The 18,001-nt window shown below is 49.0% G+C and carries 1 protein-coding gene; it reads right to left on the reverse strand.

The genetic code is table 11. The annotated features are described in order from the left end of the window. Nucleotides 1-21: 21 nt before the first annotated feature. Nucleotides 22-18,001, reverse strand: a 17,980-nt coding sequence (gene lgrC, locus ACM6JA_RS02515) for a linear gramicidin non-ribosomal peptide synthetase LgrC (RefSeq protein ID WP_414851036.1), incomplete at its 5' end; no start/stop codon positions are given.

Raw genomic sequence — 18,001 nt, forward strand, 5'->3', positions numbered from 1 at the left:
CCTCTATGCAGTTTGTATTCATTACTTGTCTTGGATGAGATCAAGTAAGTCGGCAATCTCTTCATCATCCCAACCGAATTCGGACAGATCACTTGTAGTTGGTGTTGCCGCCGTCTCCGTCTGACCTAGCTCGATCAATTGTCGTAGTGCGTTTACATAGTAATCCGCCAAATCTTTGACAGTTTCTTTGAGATAAATCTCTTCACTGAAGGCGATCGTTACAATCAATTGTCCCCCAACGACAGAGCTACCGAAATCTAGCAGGTGCTGACGTTCTGAGTTGCGGTTGAAGTTGTCGCCTCTCGCTTCGTTTGCAAAGCCAAACAGGGATTCTGTGTCATCTACTGACTGATCAAGCTGACCGAGGTAGTTGAAGCTAATCTCTGCTTTTGGCAAGGAGTGGAACGTTTCATTCATTTCCTCGTTCAGGTAACGGAGAACTCCATAGCCGATTCCCTTGTTCGGAATGCTACGCAGCTGTTCTTTGGTCGTTTGTAGCGCTTCTTTGAAAGAGGTCGTTCCACTCGTATCCAAGAGGATGGTATACATGCTCGTGAACCACCCCAAGGTACGGGACAGATCGACATCGTCGAAGAGCTCTTCTCGCCCGTGTCCTTCCAAATGGACGAGGGAGGTTTGATTCCCAGTCCAGACGAAGATCGCTTCTGCCAATGCAGTGAGCAAGACGTCATTGATCTGTGTTTGGTAGATCGAAGGCAATACCTGTAAGAGTACTTTGGTTTCTTCCTGCGTAAGGGCAACAGAAACCATCTTAGCAGTAAGCTCTCGGTTCTTTCCGTTCTCATAATCTTTTGGCAGAGCGTTTACTTCAGTATCGAGGGTGCTTAGCCAATAATCCGCTTCCTCTCGCAGGCTGTCCGATTGAGCGTACTCCGTCAATTTTTCAGCCCAATACTTGTAGGAGCTGGTTTTTGGCGGCAGTTGCACCTGCTTGCCTTGTAGCAGTTGGGTGCTGGCCTTATTCAAGTCTTCCGTGATGATGCGCCAAGACACACCATCGACTGCCAAGTGGTGAATGACAATTAGCAAGCGGCCTTCCTGTTCACTGCCCAAATCGAAGTAGACGGCACGGAGCAACGGACCTTCCGAGAGATGCAAGCTTGCCTGAGCTTCCTCAGAAATTTCCTCGATTCGCTTTACTTGCTGTTCATACGGCAAATGACCCAATTCCTCTACGGTAAATGGAATAATATCTGTCCAATCCTCGTTGATTTGCTTCCATTTTCCATCCTGATGGTAGAAGCGGAGGCGGAGGGCATCATGGTGTCCGAGCAAGTGATAGAAAGCTTGTCTCAAAATTTCTGGATCGATCGGTTTGACAGTTAAAAGTACAGATTGGTTCCAGTGGTTGCGAGCTGCCAATTTTTGCTCGAAGAACCAGCGCTGAATCGGCAGGAGTGGCACTTCCCCTGTGACGATGCCTTGCTCGGCGAAAATGTTAACCGACTCCCCGATCGCATGAGTCAACTCGGCAATCGACTGATTTTCGAACAAGAGCTTTGGTGACAAGCGAATTCCAGATTGGGCTGCGCGAGCCACGATCTGAATACTTAGAATCGAATCACCACCGAGTTCGAAGAAGTTATCGTGAATTCCGACTTGCTCTACTCCTAGAACCTTTTTCCATATTTCGGCCAATACTCTCTCGACAAACGTCTCTGGAGCAACGAATTCTCCGTTCCTCACCATGTACTCCGGTATAGGTAATGCACGACGATCTACTTTGCCATTTGGAGTGAGTGGCAGAGCATCCATGATTACGAATGCGGCTGGTACCATGTACTCCGGCAGTAATTCTTTGAGGTAGCTGTCGAAGTTGCCAGCTTGATCCTCTACACCCTCTTCTAACACGACATACGCGGCCAGTCGTTTCACACCTGGCATGTCTTCACGGGCAAGGACTATCGTTTCTTTGACAGAAGGATGAGTGTACAGGGCGGTTTCAATCTCGCCCAGCTCGACGCGGAAACCACGGATACTCACCTGATCGTCGGCACGACCGATAAACTCGATGTTGCCGTCCGGCAGGTAGCGGACAAGGTCTCCTGTGCGGTACATTTTTGCTCCTCGAATGTGAGCGAACGGATTTTCTACAAAGCGTTCTTGTGTCAGATCAGGACGTTTTAGATACCCGCGACCCAAGCTGTTCCCTGCGATGTATAGTTCGCCTGCAACACCGATAGGCACAGGTTGCAGCTTTGCATCAAGAACGTATACTTGCACGTTGTCGATTGGGCGTCCGATTGTTGGTGCAGCTATCTGACCAGCTTGTACAGGAACGATGCCGGCTGTAGCTACGACGGCATTTTCCGTTGGCCCATACTGATTTACCAATGTAAATGGCAGATGAGCCGATGGATAGTGATGCAGTTTGTCACCGCCAGTCAGCATGTAGCGCAAATCTGAATCGGTCGTCCATTCAACAGACATCAAGCTCTCTGCTAATGGCGTTGGCAGGAAGCTGATCGTGATTCCTGAGTCGACGAGCCAATCACGCAGTTTTTCCGGTACGAGACGAATCTCTTCTTGTGGCAGATACAGGGTGGCTCCTGCCGTCAGATACGGCCAGATTTCCCAGACAGCGGCGTCAAAGGCTGTTCCGGCGATTTGTGATGCTTTATCTTCTGGCGTGACGTTGTAAGCGTGCTGGTGCCAATAGATGAGATTCAATAGAGCGCGTTGCTCGATTTCCACTCCTTTTGGTGTTCCGGTAGAGCCGGAGGTGTAAATGACATAGGCGAGATTGTTCGTTGTCGTCGTGATTTCGGGTGATTCCGTGCTCTCATTGGCAATCAAATCCCAATCGATATCGAGACAAATAAACGCTGCATCCCCAGTTGGCAATGCTTCAAGCAAGCGTTCTTGGGTCAATACGATCGGCATGTTCGTGTCATTCATCATGAAGGCAAGGCGCTCTTTTGGATAAGATGGGTCCATCGGAACAAACGCGCCGCCTGCTTTCAGAATCCCTAATTGGCCGATCAGCATCTCGACGGAGCGTTCGACGCAAATGCCGACGAGAGTCTCTGTCGTAACCCCCTGTTGTTGCAAGTGGTTCGCTAGTTGATTCGCTTTTGAATCCAGCTCTGCGTAGGTGAGCGAGCCTTCCTTGGAGACGACTGCCAGTTGATTCGGCATTTTCCTTGTCATTTCGGCGAATAGCTCGTGCACTGTCGTCTCATACGTGTAATTTGCAGCTGTGTTGTTCCACGCGAGTAGAAGCTTTTCACGTTCATCCGGACGAAGCAGTGGTAACGCCATGATCGATCGATCAGGTTGGGCGACTATTCCATCCAGTAAATGATGGAAATGGTTCACCATCCGCTCCATCGTTGTTTGGTCGAACAAATCTGTATTGTAATCAAAAGTAGCGATCAGGCCGTTTGTCGTTTCTGCCATAGTCAAGCTGATGTCGTATTTGGACATCACTTCTTGGCTCTTGCTTTCAAACGGAGCAATCCGAATGCCCTCAAGTTCATGCGTCTGCATTTGGAAGTTTTGCAGAGCAAACATGACTTGGTAGAGCGGCGAATAGCTTAGGCTACGTTCCAACTCCAGCTCATCTATTAACTTTTCAAAGGGCAGGTCTTGATGGGTATATGCTTCGAGTGCAGACTCGCGCACTCTTGCAAGTAGTTCACGGAAGGTTGGAGCGCCAGACATATCGGTTCTCATCGCCAGCGTGTTGATGAAGAAGCCAATTAATGACTCCGTTTCTTGTCTATTGCGTCCAGCAACCGGACTTCCTACGATAATGTCGTCTTGACCGCTGTAGCGATGAAGCAGGATTTGGAATGCAGCGAGCAAGGTCATAAAGAGCGTGGCGCCTTCTTGTCGGCTGAGCGTGTGTAATTTTTCCACAAGCTCCGTTGGGAAACTCGTCGTGTATAAGGCTCCATTATATGTCTGTACAGGTGGACGCGGACGATCTGTCGGTAAGGCCAATAGCGGCTCACTGCCACCGAGTTTCGCTTTCCAGTATGCGAGTTGTTGCTCCAGCGCCTCTCCTTGTAGCCACTTACGCTGCCAAGCTGCAAAGTCTGCATATTGTAATGGCATGTCGGTGAGTTGCGGCGTTTCTTCCTTGCGAAGCGCTTCGTAAATCGTAACCAGCTCTCGTATGAAAATGTTCATCGACCAGCCGTCGGATACGATATGGTGCATGTTAAGCAGGAAGACGAAATTCTCTTCGCCGATCTGGATGATCGTGGCCCGCAGTAACGGTCCTGTACGTAGGTCAAATGGCTTGGTTGCCTCTTCTCTCTCCAGGCGATGTACCTTGGCTTCGCGCTCCTCTTCTGGTAGATCACGCAAATCAATCTTGCCCAGGCTCCACGCGATTTCTGGGTGAATGACTTGTATCGCTTCCCCGTTGATGTCAGTGAAGGTTGTTCGCAAGCTCTCATGTCGCTCGATGATCATCTGCAGACTGCGTTCCCATGCATGGATGTTGAGGTGTCCTTGCATCCGCATGGCAGACGGGATGTTGTACAAGGCGCTGTTCGGCATTAAACGATCCAAGAACCACAAGCGTTGCTGTGCAAATGAGAGCGGTAGAGGCTGGTCGCGAGAAACCGATGAGAGTGGAATGCTGGCCACTTTCGATTTGGCTTCCAGTAGACCGGTTACCTTTTCGCTCATTTGTGCCACGCTAGGATTTTCGAACAAGGCACGGAGTGGTACTTCCACACCAAATGTTTCTTTCAGCCGGGAAACGGTTTGGGTAGCCAAGAGCGAATGTCCACCCAGATGAAAGAAGTCATCGTGGACTCCAATTCCCTCAACAGAAAGAACCTGCGACCAAATATGGGCAACGATTTCCTCTGTCGGTGTACGCGGTGCCACATATTCCTTCTCTGACTCCCCTTGTCCCCAATCCGGTGCTGGAAGGGCGCGGCGATTTACTTTCCCATTGACCGTTAGTGGAATCTCTGCCATCCATACATAACCTGCTGGAACCATGTATTCCGGTAGGGTCTCTTTCAAGTAGTGGATAAGCTCTGCGTCTCCCGGTTGTTGTTCGTTTGCTGCAACGAGATAAGCTGCCAAACGCTTGTCTCCTTCTCGCTCCTCACGCGCGATAACGACGACATTTTGAACGGTTGGATGCTGTCTGAGTCTATTCTCGATTTCGCCCAGCTCGATTCGATAACCGCGAATTTTGACTTGGTCGTCGATTCGTCCGAGGAATTCGAGCTGTCCGTCTTCCGTATAGCGAACTAGGTCACCAGTCCGGTAGAGGCGTTCTCCTTCCTTGCCGAACGGATGATTGATAAAGCGTTCTTTCGTAAGCTCAGGACGATTCCAGTACCCTCTGGCTATTCCTTTTCCGCCGATGTACAGCTCGCCTGGTACGCCTATGGCCACAGGTTGCCGGTATGCATCCAGTACATACACTTCCACATTGGCGATGGGTCGGCCGATTGATGGATTTTGACCGTTATTTTCACAACGTATGAGCGTAGCAGTGACGGTTGTTTCTGTTGGTCCGTAGCAGTTAAAGAACTGGCGATCCTTGGCGTGACGGGCGACAAGCTCACGGCTTAAAGCTTCCCCGCCGACAATCAGGGTCTTCAGGTCTGGCAAATCCGCTTGTGGCAAGGCAGATGCTACGGAGGCAGCCATTGTCACGATCGTAATGCGTTGTTCCTGCAGGACTTGGATCAACTCCGGACCAGGTAAAAGTAATTCGCGATCCTCAATGACTAGCGTGGCACCAGCGAGCAGGGTCATAGCGATCTCGGAGACAGAAACATCAAAGCTAAATGATGTGAATTGCAAAACCCGGCTGGTCGCATCGATTTGGAACGAATGGATCAGGGCATGTGTCAAATTGATCACGGAGTGGTGCTCGACCATCACCCCTTTGGGCAATCCGGTTGATCCAGAAGTATAGATTACGTAAGCGAGATGATGTTCATTGACGCTGCTATCCACGTTTGTGGTAGGCTCATCTGCCAGTTCATCGCTATCGAGGCAAATAACCTGTTCAGCAAGGACTGGAAGCATGTCTTTCAGCGATACTTGCGTCAACAAAATGTTCGCTTGCGAATCTTCGATCATGTAGGCGATGCGATCTTGCGGATGCGCCGGATCAATAGGCACATAAGCAGCCCCTGCTTTCATCACACCGAGGAAAGCGATGATCATCTCGAAAGAGCGCTCGACGCAAATGCCTACTAGCTTATCCGGTTGCACACCCCATGCAATCAGCCTGTGTGCCAGCTGATTTGCACGTTTGTTTAGCTCAGCATAGGTCAACTCGATCTTCTTGTAGACGAGTGCAATAGCATCAGGTGTCTTTTCCACTTGTTTCTCGAATGCCTGATGGATGCAAAGCTGGGTCGGATAATCCACGCTCGTGTCATTCCATTCGACTAATACCTGCTGGAGCACGCTTTCACTGATCATCGACACCTCTGCGAGGCACTGTTCAGGTTTTGCCATCATGGATTCGAGCAGGTACGACATCTGGTGCAGTATACGTTCGATATTTTCAGACGCGAATCGGTTTTGGTCGTATTTGATCTTAAGGATGAACTCTTTACCCGGACCGCAGACGACGGTGATTGGATAATTCGTTTGTTCCATCGTTTCTACGTCGGATAATTGCAGCTGATAATGCTCATCTTTTACCGATTCACCAATCGGGTAGTTCTCAAAAATGAAGATGCTCTCGAACAGGGCAGCATTACGCGCCATTTCACTCCAGCCTTGGATGTCAACCAACGGCGTATACTCAAACTGGCGAAGCTCCACTTGATGTTCTTGAATCTCGCGTAGCCATTCCCGCACCGATTTGTTCGCATCGATCAAAACACGAATCGGCAGGGTGTTGATGAATAGTCCTACCATGCCCTCTACGGTAGGCAGATCAGCCGGACGACCGGAAACTGTTGCACCGAAGACGACATCATCCGTTGCGCTGTATCGGCTCAGGATGAGAGCCCATGCCCCTTGGACAAGCGTATTCAATGTCAACTGATGTGTACGGACAAAGGCTTGCAAACGTGAAGTCATGTCCGCCGATAAGCGAGTTTCTTTCTCTTCGTACACTTTCGGCATATTTTCCCGGCCGCCAGAGTAGCTACTCATCGCTAATGGTGTAGACTCGTGGAAGCCTTTAAGCTGTTCGCGCCAAAAATGTTCGGCAGCTTTCAAGTCTTGGCGCTGTACCCAATCGATGTACGCAGAGAATGGTTGGACGAAGCTGTACGAAACCTCTCTATCTTCTGCTATGGACACATAAGCACTAAACCAGTCTTTTAGTACAATGGGTACGCTCCAACCATCAAGCAATACATGATGGAAGCTCCAAGTGAAGCGATAAACTCCCTCACGTAAGTGGAACAACGTCCAACGCATGAGTGGTGGAGAAGCAATCTCGAAATTTCGTCTTCGATCAGCTTCTAGATACTGATCCAGTTCCGTTTTTTGCTGCTCCGTCGTCAAATGACAAAGGTCGATTTTCTCTACAGATGCTTTTACTTGTTTGCGTACAATCTGATGAGCTTCTGAACCTTCCCAAACAAAGTAGGTACGTAGAATCGGATGACGATCCACTACCTTTTGCCACGCCTGTTCAAACGCATCGACGTGCAAGCCCTCCATCGTCATGGCAAAGTGAACAATATAGTCTCCCCCCTCTTGCTCGTACAGGGAGTGGAACAGCATGCCACCTTGCAATGGACTGAGTGGATAGACGTTTTCGATCAGGCGATCCTGTCCCAGATGCTTGTCGATAGCACGTTGATCCATTCGCGCTAGTGGGAAGTCAGATGGCGTATAGCCGCCTGCTTCTTCGGATTGGCAGTGCGCAATGATCTCACGCAAAGTTTCCAGATAGTTGAAAGCAAGCTCTTGGATCGTGCTTTCTTCGTGAATGTTTTCGCTATATATCCATGTGACATGGAGTTGTTCTCCGGTTATGACACTGTTTACATCAATCAGGTGCTGACGTATTGTGTCTTTCCCCAGATTGGAGCCTCTTGATTCTTGCGCCATGCCAAATCTCGATTCGGCTTGAACGATTTGATCAAACTGTCCGAGGTAGTTGAAGCTGATTTCTGGCTTCGGCTTTTCATCGAGGAGTTTTTTCAACTCCTCATCCTGACTGAGGTATCGGAATATGCCGTAGCCGACACCTTTCTTTGGAATGCGACGAAGCTGTTCCTTGACCGCTTTCAAAGCGTCACCCCACGGTTTCGAAGGGTCAATCGAAAGCTGTACCGGGTACATGCTCGTAAACCAGCCAACCGTGCGGGATAAGTCTGCTCCTTCGATAATTTCCTCGCGTCCGTGCCCTTCCAGATGAACGGAGACTAGCTTTTCACCTGTCCAACGATTCATTGCTTTGATTAAAGCGGTAAGCAATACATCATTGATTTGCAGACGGTAAGGCGAAAGCGTATCCTGCAACAACGCGCGAGTTTCTTCAATAGATAGCGCAATACTGACTTGTTTGGAGGTTGCATCTGTGTTTTGGCTTGGATCGAAGGCACGGTCAATTGGAAGTGGACTCACTTCATCACTTTGGCCCAGCCAGAACGCTTTTTCCGGCTTGATCGCTTCGGAATTCGCATAGGATTGCAATTGCTCTGCCCATGACTTGAATGAAGTCGTCTTCGCTGGGAATTGCAGGTCCTGATCGTTTACAAGTTGCCCGTAAGCAGTTTGCAGATCCTCTAGCAAAATGCGCCAGGATACACCGTCTATCACCAGATGGTGGGCAACAATCAGCAGACGACCAGGTAGGTCCGCACCAAGATGGAAGTAAACGACTTGGAAAACGGGGCCCTCACTTACATGTAGACTTGATTGCACCTCGTTTGCGATTTGCTCCAGACGATCGGCTTGTTCTTCTTCTCGAACAGCGGACAGGTCCACACTACGGAATGGAATGGTCTTAGGAAGTCCTTCCACATGTTGGGTCCAGCCGTGCTCCGTATGGTTATAACGCATACGTAATGCGTCATGATGAGTGAGCAGACTCTCGATGACACGCTCTAGAACAGTCAGGTCGACGGGTTGTTGAACCGTCAAAAGCAAGGATTGGTTCCAATGATGGATTGACGGTTGTTCAGTCGTGAAGAACCACGATTGAATTGGCGTTAGCGGCACCACTCCCGTCAAGGTACCTTGTTCTGCTTGGATTTTTACTGTTTGTTTGCCGTCAGTCGCTGTCACGACATTTGCCAGTTCCGCGATGGTTTGATTTCTCAAGAGCTGTTTCGGCGTCAAACGAATTCCAGCCTGATTGGCTCGAGAAACAATTTGGATACTCAAGATGGAGTCTCCACCCAACTCGAAAAAGTTGTCATAAATACCAACGTTGTCAATTCTTAGAACATTTTTCCATATATCTGCAAGCGTAGCCTCTATAGCAGTTGTCGGAGCTGCAAAACTGCCTTCTTTTTCAGTGTGTAATAAATCAGGTACAGGCAATGCTTGTCGATCTACCTTCCCGTTTGGTGTCAGCGGCAGGTTACCCATGATGACAAATGAAGCAGGCACCATATACTCAGGCAGCTTTTCCTTTAGGTAGCTACGGAAGTCACTTGCTTGAATTTCTTGTTTTTCTCCAAATACGACGTAGGCAGCGAGTCGTTTTACGCCCGGAATATCCTCACGTACGAGGACGATGGTTTCTTTTACCGCTGGATGAGTGTACAGAGCCGTTTCAATTTCACCCAGTTCGACCCGGAATCCACGAATGCTCACCTGATCGTCTGCACGACCAATGAAATCTATGGTTCCATCTGGCAGGTAACGAACCAGGTCTCCAGTTCGGTACATGCGCGCTCCTGGTTTTTGCGAGTATGGATTGGCTACGAACCTCTCTTTGGTTAGATCAGGGCGCTTCAGATAGCCACGTGCCAAGCTGTCTCCTGCGATATAGAGCTCTCCGGCTACACCAATCGGCACAGGTTGCAGCTTTTCATCAAGGACGTATACCTGAACATTATCTATTGGTCGTCCGATTGATGGTGCGAATACATGAGTAGCTTCTGTTGGAACGGCACCTGCTGTGGCGACAACCGCGTTTTCGGTTGGACCGTATTGGTTCACAAGAGTAAACGGCATTGTTGCTGGTGGGTAATCGTGTAGCTTGTCGCCTCCTGTGAGCATATAGCGCAGCTTCGTATTGATAGGCCATTCCAAGGTAAGCAGCCTTTCCGCCAATGGCGTTGGCAAAAAGCTAATCGTGATACCCGATGCAACAAGCCAATCTCTGAGTTCCTCAGGTACAAGACGAATTTCTTCGGATGGGAGATAAAGCGTTGCTCCCTTTGTTAGGTACGGCCAGATTTCCCAAACAGATGCATCAAAGGCGGTACCGGCGATTTGTGAAGCTCGATCATTTGAATCTACGCTGTACGACCGTTGGTGCCAGAAAATGAGATTTAACAAGGCGGCATGCTCGATCTCTACCCCTTTTGGCGTTCCAGTAGAGCCAGACGTATAGATGACATATGCCAGATTCTCTGTTGTCATTGCCGTGTTTGGTGCCTCGCTGCTCTCATCCGAAATGATATTCCAATCACGATCCAAGCAGATGAATGATGCAGGTCCTTCCGGCAATCGCCCTAACAGTCGTTCTTGGGTTAATACAACTGGCGTATTGGCATCTTTCATCATGAAAGCAAGACGCTCTTGTGGATACGCCGTGTCCATTGGGACATAAGCACCGCCAGCTTTGAGTATTCCCAGTTGACCGATGAGCATATCAATGGAACGTTCTACGCAGATGCCGACAAGGGTTTCGGAGGATACTCCCTGTTTTTGCAGGTAGTTCGCTACCTGATTCGCTTTGGCATCTAGTTCTGCATAGGTGATCTGCCCTTCTTCGGAAACAACTGCTAATTGATTTGGCAACTCCTGTGCAATCCGTGCAACCCTTTCATGCACGCATGTTTCACGTTCAAAAGGTACATTTGTATCATTCCATTGAAGGAGAAGCTGCTCCTTTTCCATATCGCTCAGGAGAGGCATGGCTGTGACCGGTTGCATCGGATTTACCGAAATCGCCTCAAGCAGGTTGGAGAAATGGTTCCCCATGCGCTCGATCGTTGCTGGATCAAAAAGATCGGTGTTGTACTCGAATGTTGCGATAAGTCCATCAGCTGCTTCTACGGTGGTCAAGGTGATGTCAAACTTAGCGCTTACGCCCTCCTGACCTTTGTGGAAAGGCTCGATACGAATCTGGGACAATTCTTGTACTTCCATCGGGATGTTTTGCAGTACGAACATCACTTGGAACAACGGTGAGTAGCTTAGGCTTCTTTCCAGCTGCAGTTCATCTACCAGTTTTTCAAATGGCAGGTCTTGATGCGCATAAGCTTCCAGTGCGGTCTCTCGCACTTTTGCTAGTAAGTCTCGGAAGGTTGGTTCCCCAGACATATCCGTGCGCATTACCAAGGTGTTAATGAAGAAACCAATAAGTGACTCCATTTCCTGTCTATTACGTCCTGCGACCGGACTTCCGACGAGGATGTCTTTTTGACCACTGTAGCGATAGAGCAGGGTCTGAAAGGCAGCTAGCAAGGTCATGAATAAGGTTGATCCCTCTTCACGACTGAGCGCTTTTAGATCGGCCAGCAGTTTTTCAGGGAGCCTAATCGTATGCATCGCCCCTTTATGGCTCTGAACCGCAGGGCGTGGACGATCTGTCGGCAATATCAGAAGTGGTTCTGCATCGCCTAATTGTTTTTTCCAGTACGCCAATTGTTGCTCCAGTACCTCTCCTTGCAACCAATTTCGTTGCCATGTGGCATAGTCTGCATATTGCAGCGGCATTTCGGTATGCTGTGGTGTTTCTCCAGCAGATAACGCTTCGTAGATGGAGACTAACTCACCCATGAATACACTCATGGACCAGCCATCCGCAATGATGTGATGTAAATTGAGCAAAAATACATACGCTTGTTCATCCATGCAAATCAGTTTTGCGCGCAATAACGGCCCTTGATTCAGATGAAACGATTGTTCTGCATCTTCTATGGCGAGACGCAATGCTTCCACTTCTCGCTCCTCTTCGTTCCAGTCTCGTAAGTCGATTCGTCCCAGGTTCCACTCGATCTCCGGATGAATGACTTGAACTGCTTCTCCATTGATATCGGAGAAAGTTGTACGCAAGCTCTCATGACGTTGGATGATCAGCTTAAGACTGCGTTCCCACGCCTCGACGTCTAGCTCACCATGCAGACGAACAGCAGATGGGATGTTGTATACAGAACTGTCTGGCAACAGCTTGTCCAAAAACCACAGACGTTGTTGTGCAAACGAGAGCGGCAAGCCTTCGTCACGCGATACAGGCTCGAGTGGGATGTCAGTGAGACCAGCTTCCCCTTGTAACAATGCCGTAATTTTTTCGCTGATCGTAGCCGTTGTCGGATAATCAAACAACGTACGAAGCGGCATGTCTACGCCAAAAGCTTGACGCATACGGGAAATCGCTTGGGTAGCTAAGAGGGAATGTCCCCCTCGTTCAAAGAAATCGTCGTGAATCCCGACTTGCTCAACGGAAAGCACCTGTGTCCAAATGTTCGCCACTATTTCTTCTGTTGGCGTGCGAGGTGCGACATACTCTTGTTGTGTGGTCAAAAGTCCCCAATCCGGTGTAGGCAGTGCCCGGTGGTCTACTTTTCCGTTGACCGTAAGCGGAATAGCCTCCATCCAGACTATGCCTGCTGGAATCATGTAATCTGGCAATGTCTCTTTCAGATAGAGCACGAGCTCCTCTGTAACCGGCTTCTCTTCACCCATTGCAATCAGATAAGCAGCCAAACGATTTTCTCGTACGGTAATGACAGCTTCCCGAATCGCAGCGTGCTTTCTCAATGCGTTTTCGATTTCGCCTAATTCGATACGGAAGCCGCGAATTTTCACTTGATTATCGATACGTCCGAGGAATTCGAGGTTACCGTCTTGTAGATAGCGCACCTGATCACCTGTGCGATAAAGACGTTCGCCTTCTGCTCCAAACGAATGAATGATAAAGCGTTCTGCTGTAAGCTCTGGACGATTCCAGTAACCGCGTGCCAAGCCTTTTCCACCAATGTACAGCTCACCCGGTACGCCTATAGGGACAGGCTTCAGATTGGCATCTAATACGTAGATGGTCGCATTGGCGATGGGGCGGCCAATTGGCGTGTTCGTCAGATTCGTATCCATCAGCATGAACGTGGTGCCGACGGTTGCCTCCGTTGGTCCGTAGCAATTGAAAAATTGACGATGATTTGCATAGCGAGTGATGAGCTCATAGCTTGGTGCTTCGCCACCGATCACTAATGTTTTCAGATCAGGTAGGTCGGCGTCAGGTAATGCCGCAAGTACAGCGGGCACCGTCATCACAGTCGTGATTTGTTTTTCTTGCAAGACAGAGATGAGTTCAGGACCTGGCAAGAGCATTTCCCGATCCTCAATGACTAGGGTCGCACCCGAAATCAAAGCCATGACGATCTCAGCGACTGATACGTCGAAGCTGAACGAACATAACTGTAAGACGCGGCTAGATGGCTGGACTTGGAACAAATCGATCAGGTAATAAGCCATATTCACCGCACTATGGTGTTCGACCATAACACCTTTCGGCAAGCCAGTGGAACCAGATGTGTAAATGACATAAGCAAGATTTTGTTCTGTAATCCCACTCATCACATCGTGAACAGGTTCATTCTCCATAGCATTACTATCAAGGCAAATTATCTGAGCCTTTGTTGTAAGCAAATGGTTTGCCAGAGATTGCTGGGTCAACACGATGTTTGCCTGCGAATCCTCGATCATGTAGGCAATACGCTCTAGCGGATGTGCAGGGTCGATTGGAACATAGGCGGCACCTGCTTTCATCACACCGAGAATCCCAACGATCATCTCAGGAGAGCGCTCGATGCAAATACCGACGAGCGTATCTGGTTTCACGCCTTGGGCAAGGAGATGATGCGCCAATTGGTTCGCTCGCTGGTTCAGTTCTGCATACGTCAATTCCATCTCTTTGTACATGAGTCCGATGGCATCTGGAGTCTTTTTTACTTGGTGTTCAAATGCTTGATGAATGCAAAGCCCGGTTGGATAATCCACCTTCGTTTCGTTCCACTCGACCAAAACCTGCTCTTGTTCGCTTTCGCTAATCATGCACACATCAGCCAGAGGTTGATCAGGATTTGCTGTCATCGATTGGAGCAGAAGAGTCATTTGCTCTAGGACACGTTCGATCCGTACATGATCGAATCGGTTTTGATCAAAAACGATTTTGAGGACAAATTCTTTACCAGGGCCACATACTACGGTAAGTGGATAGTTTGTTTGCTCCGCAGAGTCTACATCAGAAATCTGAATACTGCTGTCCGCTTCTTTCACAGACTCGTCGATCGGGTAGTTCTCAAAGATAAAAATACTTTCGAACAGAGAGGTGTTGCGCTCGAATTCGCTCCAACTCTGGATGTCAACCAGCGGCGTGTACTCATATTGGCGAATCTCCAATTGCATTTCTTGCAATTCGCGCAGCCATACCCGAACGGTTTTGCTTGGATCGATTGTGATTCGAACCGGGAGCGTATTGATGAACAGACCCACCATATTTTCTACGCCATGCAAATCGGCTGGACGTCCTGAACCAGTTGCCCCGAATACGACATCTGTTTCACCACTGTAAGCTCCGAGGATCATGCCCCACGCACTTTGTATGAATGTATTTAGCGTTACCTGATGCTGACGAGCAAATGATTGCAGATGTTCGGTAAACTCGGGCGAAAATCGGATAAAGCGCTCGTCGTAGGTTTTCGGTTCTCCAATGGATTGGAGAGCTTGTCCGAGATTGATTTGTGTCGGCCCGTATATCCCTTTTAAATGGTTGCGCCAAAAGCGTTCCGCAGCTTGCAAGTCTTGACGCTGAATCCACGCAACATACTGGGAAAAAGGCTGTACAGCCCCAAGCTGAACGTCTCTTCCATCAGCCAGCGCTAGATAAGCGGCAAACCAGTCTTTTAGGACGAGCGGCAAACTCCAACCGTCCAGTAATACGTGGTGGAAGCTCCAGATAAAGCGATACGCTTCGTTGCTAATCCTGAACAAAGTCAAACGCATGAGAGGTGGTTCTGTAATCGAGAAGTTCCGCTTGCGATCCTCTTCCAAAAATGCGTCTAGCGCTGCTTTCTGCCTATCAGTCGGTAAATGTCGCAGATCTCTTTCATCAACTGTCACCTGTACGTGTTTGCGGACAATTTGATGCGGATTGACTACCCCATCCCAGATAAAGGAGGTACGCAGGATAGAATGGCGATCGATGACTTTTTGCCATGCTTGTTGGAGTGCATCGACGTGCAAATGATGGATCGTCATGGAGAATTGAACCACATAGTCTCCGCCCTCTTGTTCGTACAGGGAATGGAAAAGCATTCCTTCCTGCAACGGCGTCAGTGGATATATGTTCTCGATGGAGTGATCTCTACCCACATACGTGTCGATTGTACGCTGATCCAGACGAGATAACGGGAAGTCAGAAGGAGTATAGCCCCCTGCTTCTTCGGAGCGGCAATGAGCCATAATCTCACGCAACGCGTCCATATAATCACGAGCAACTGCTTCCACCGTACTTTTCTCGTGGATGTTTTCGTTGTAGAACCAAGTGACATGCAGTTGTTCTCCAGAAATGACGCTGTTTACATCGATTAAATGCCCGCGAATGGAATCAGGTGCAAGATTCGAGCCTCTCGATTCAGCAGCCATGCCAAATTTTGCGTTAGACGAAACTACCTGATCAAACTGGCCGAGGTAGTTGAAGCTGATCTCTGGCTTCATTCGAGACTTCAACTGCTCTTTCAGCTCGTCATCCTGACTTAAGTAGTGCAGGATACCATAGCCAACTCCATTTTGCGGAATGGCTCGAAGCTGTTCTTTGACCGCTTTCAGCAGTTCGCTCCACGGTTTCGTCTGGTCAAGCGTCAGCTGTACAGGATACATACTCGTAAACCAGCCAACGGTGCGGGATATATCTGCTCCTTCCAAAATATCCTCGCGTCCATGCCCCTCGAGATGGAAAGTTAACGTCTGTTTCCCTGTCCAACGGTGCATCGCTTTTGTTAAGGCAGCGAGTAATACATCGTTTATTTTCAAACGGTAAGGAGAAAGTGTTTCCTGCAACAGGGCACGGGTTTCTCCTGCTTGTAACGAGAATGTTACTTGTTTGGTTGTCGCTTCGGTGTTCTGACTCGGCTCATATAAGTGATCAATCGGGATCAGACTCGCCTCATGATCTTGTTTGAGCCAGTACTCTTTTTCTTGCAGGATGGCGTCTGAATTGGCATACGCGACTAATTGCTCAGCCCACATCTTGAACGAAGTCGTCTTTGCTGGAAGTTGTACGTCTTGACCGTTCGCTATTTGATCATAGGTATGTTGCAGGTCCTCCAGCAAAATACGCCACGATACACCGTCAACAACCAGGTGGTGAATGACGAGCAACAGTCGGCCAGCTTGCTCTTCGCCCATGTTGAAGTACACAGCCTTTACGACGGGACCTTCCGTGATATTTAGGCTCGCTTGTACTTCTTGTGAGATTTCCTCCAGCCTGGACTCCTGTTCCTGTTTAGGGAGATTAGAAAGATCCACACTACGGAATGGAACATTCTCTTCAAGACCTTCCATCATTTGTGTCCACATGCCGTCATGGTGTGAAAAACGCATACGCAACGCATCATGATGGGCCAGTAGGCTTTCGATCGTCTGCTCCAGTACAACAAGGTCAACTGGTTGCTGAACAGTCAGAAGTAACGACTGATTCCAGTGGTGCAGCGACGGTTGATTGGAGTCAAAGAACCAATTTTGGATTGGAGTGAGCGGTACATTTCCAGTAACAGCGCCCTGCTCATTTTTCCATTTGATATCCGTTTCTTGGCTCAAATCAGTAACAACGCGTAGCAATTCTGCAATGGTTTGATTTTCGAAAAGTTGCTTGGTTGTGAAGCGAATTCCGGAATGATTGGCTCTCGCGACGATCTGGATACTCAGAATGGAGTCGCCGCCCAATTCGAAAAAGTTGTCATAGATGCCGATGTTTGCAACACCCAGCACACTTTTCCAGATTTCCGCCAATTTTATTTCCATTTCTGTTGAAGGTGCTACATAACCGCTATCCGCCTCATTTCGGGAATAGTCAGGGATTGGTAGCGCCCGGCGATCCACTTTTCCGTTTGGTGTCAGCGGGAAGCTGTCCAACTTCATGAAGGCGGATGGGATCATGTACTCTGGCAACTTATCCTTGAGATAGGATCGCATCTCGATGTGAGTAACCTCTTTTTCTTCTGCAAAAACGAGGTAGGCGGCTAGGCGCTTGTCTCCAGGAGTTTCCTCTCTCACCATGAGTACTGTTTCTTTTACAGCCGGGTGGCTCTGCAACACCGTCTCGATTTCGCCTAGTTCAATGCGGAAGCCGCGGATTTTTACCTGATTGTCGATACGCCCGATAAACTCAATCGTGCCAACAGGTAGATAACGAACCAAGTCACCAGTACGGTACAGGCGCGAACCTCCTTGTGGGTCAAACGGATTCTCCACAAAACGCTCTGCGGTTAATTCCGGATTGTTCAAATAGCCAAGAGCTAGGCCATCTCCGCCTATATATAATTCGCCTGCTGCCCCCAAAGGGACAGGTTGTTGATGTTTGTCCAATACGTACACCGTGGTATTGCTAATCGGTCGACCGATCGGGAAGGAGTTAACACCTTCTGGAAGCTCCGTGACGGGATTGCAGCATGTAAACGTCGTGTTTTCCGTCGGCCCATAGCCGTTAATCACCGTGATACCACCAAGTGAAAGTACCTTACGTACATGGGCTGCGGAGACAACATCCCCTCCAACAAGTAGTTGGCGAACGCCGTTCAAGTACTCCACCTTGTGGTCAACCATGACCGTGAACAGACCAGCCGTCAGCCAAAGTGTCGTCACCTTGTGATTCTGAATCGTCTCCCCCAGTTCATCGAGG

The sequence above is a fragment of the Brevibacillus sp. IT-7CA2 genome (genome assembly GCF_949767855.1).
GTDB lineage: Bacteria > Bacillota > Bacilli > Brevibacillales > Brevibacillaceae > Brevibacillus.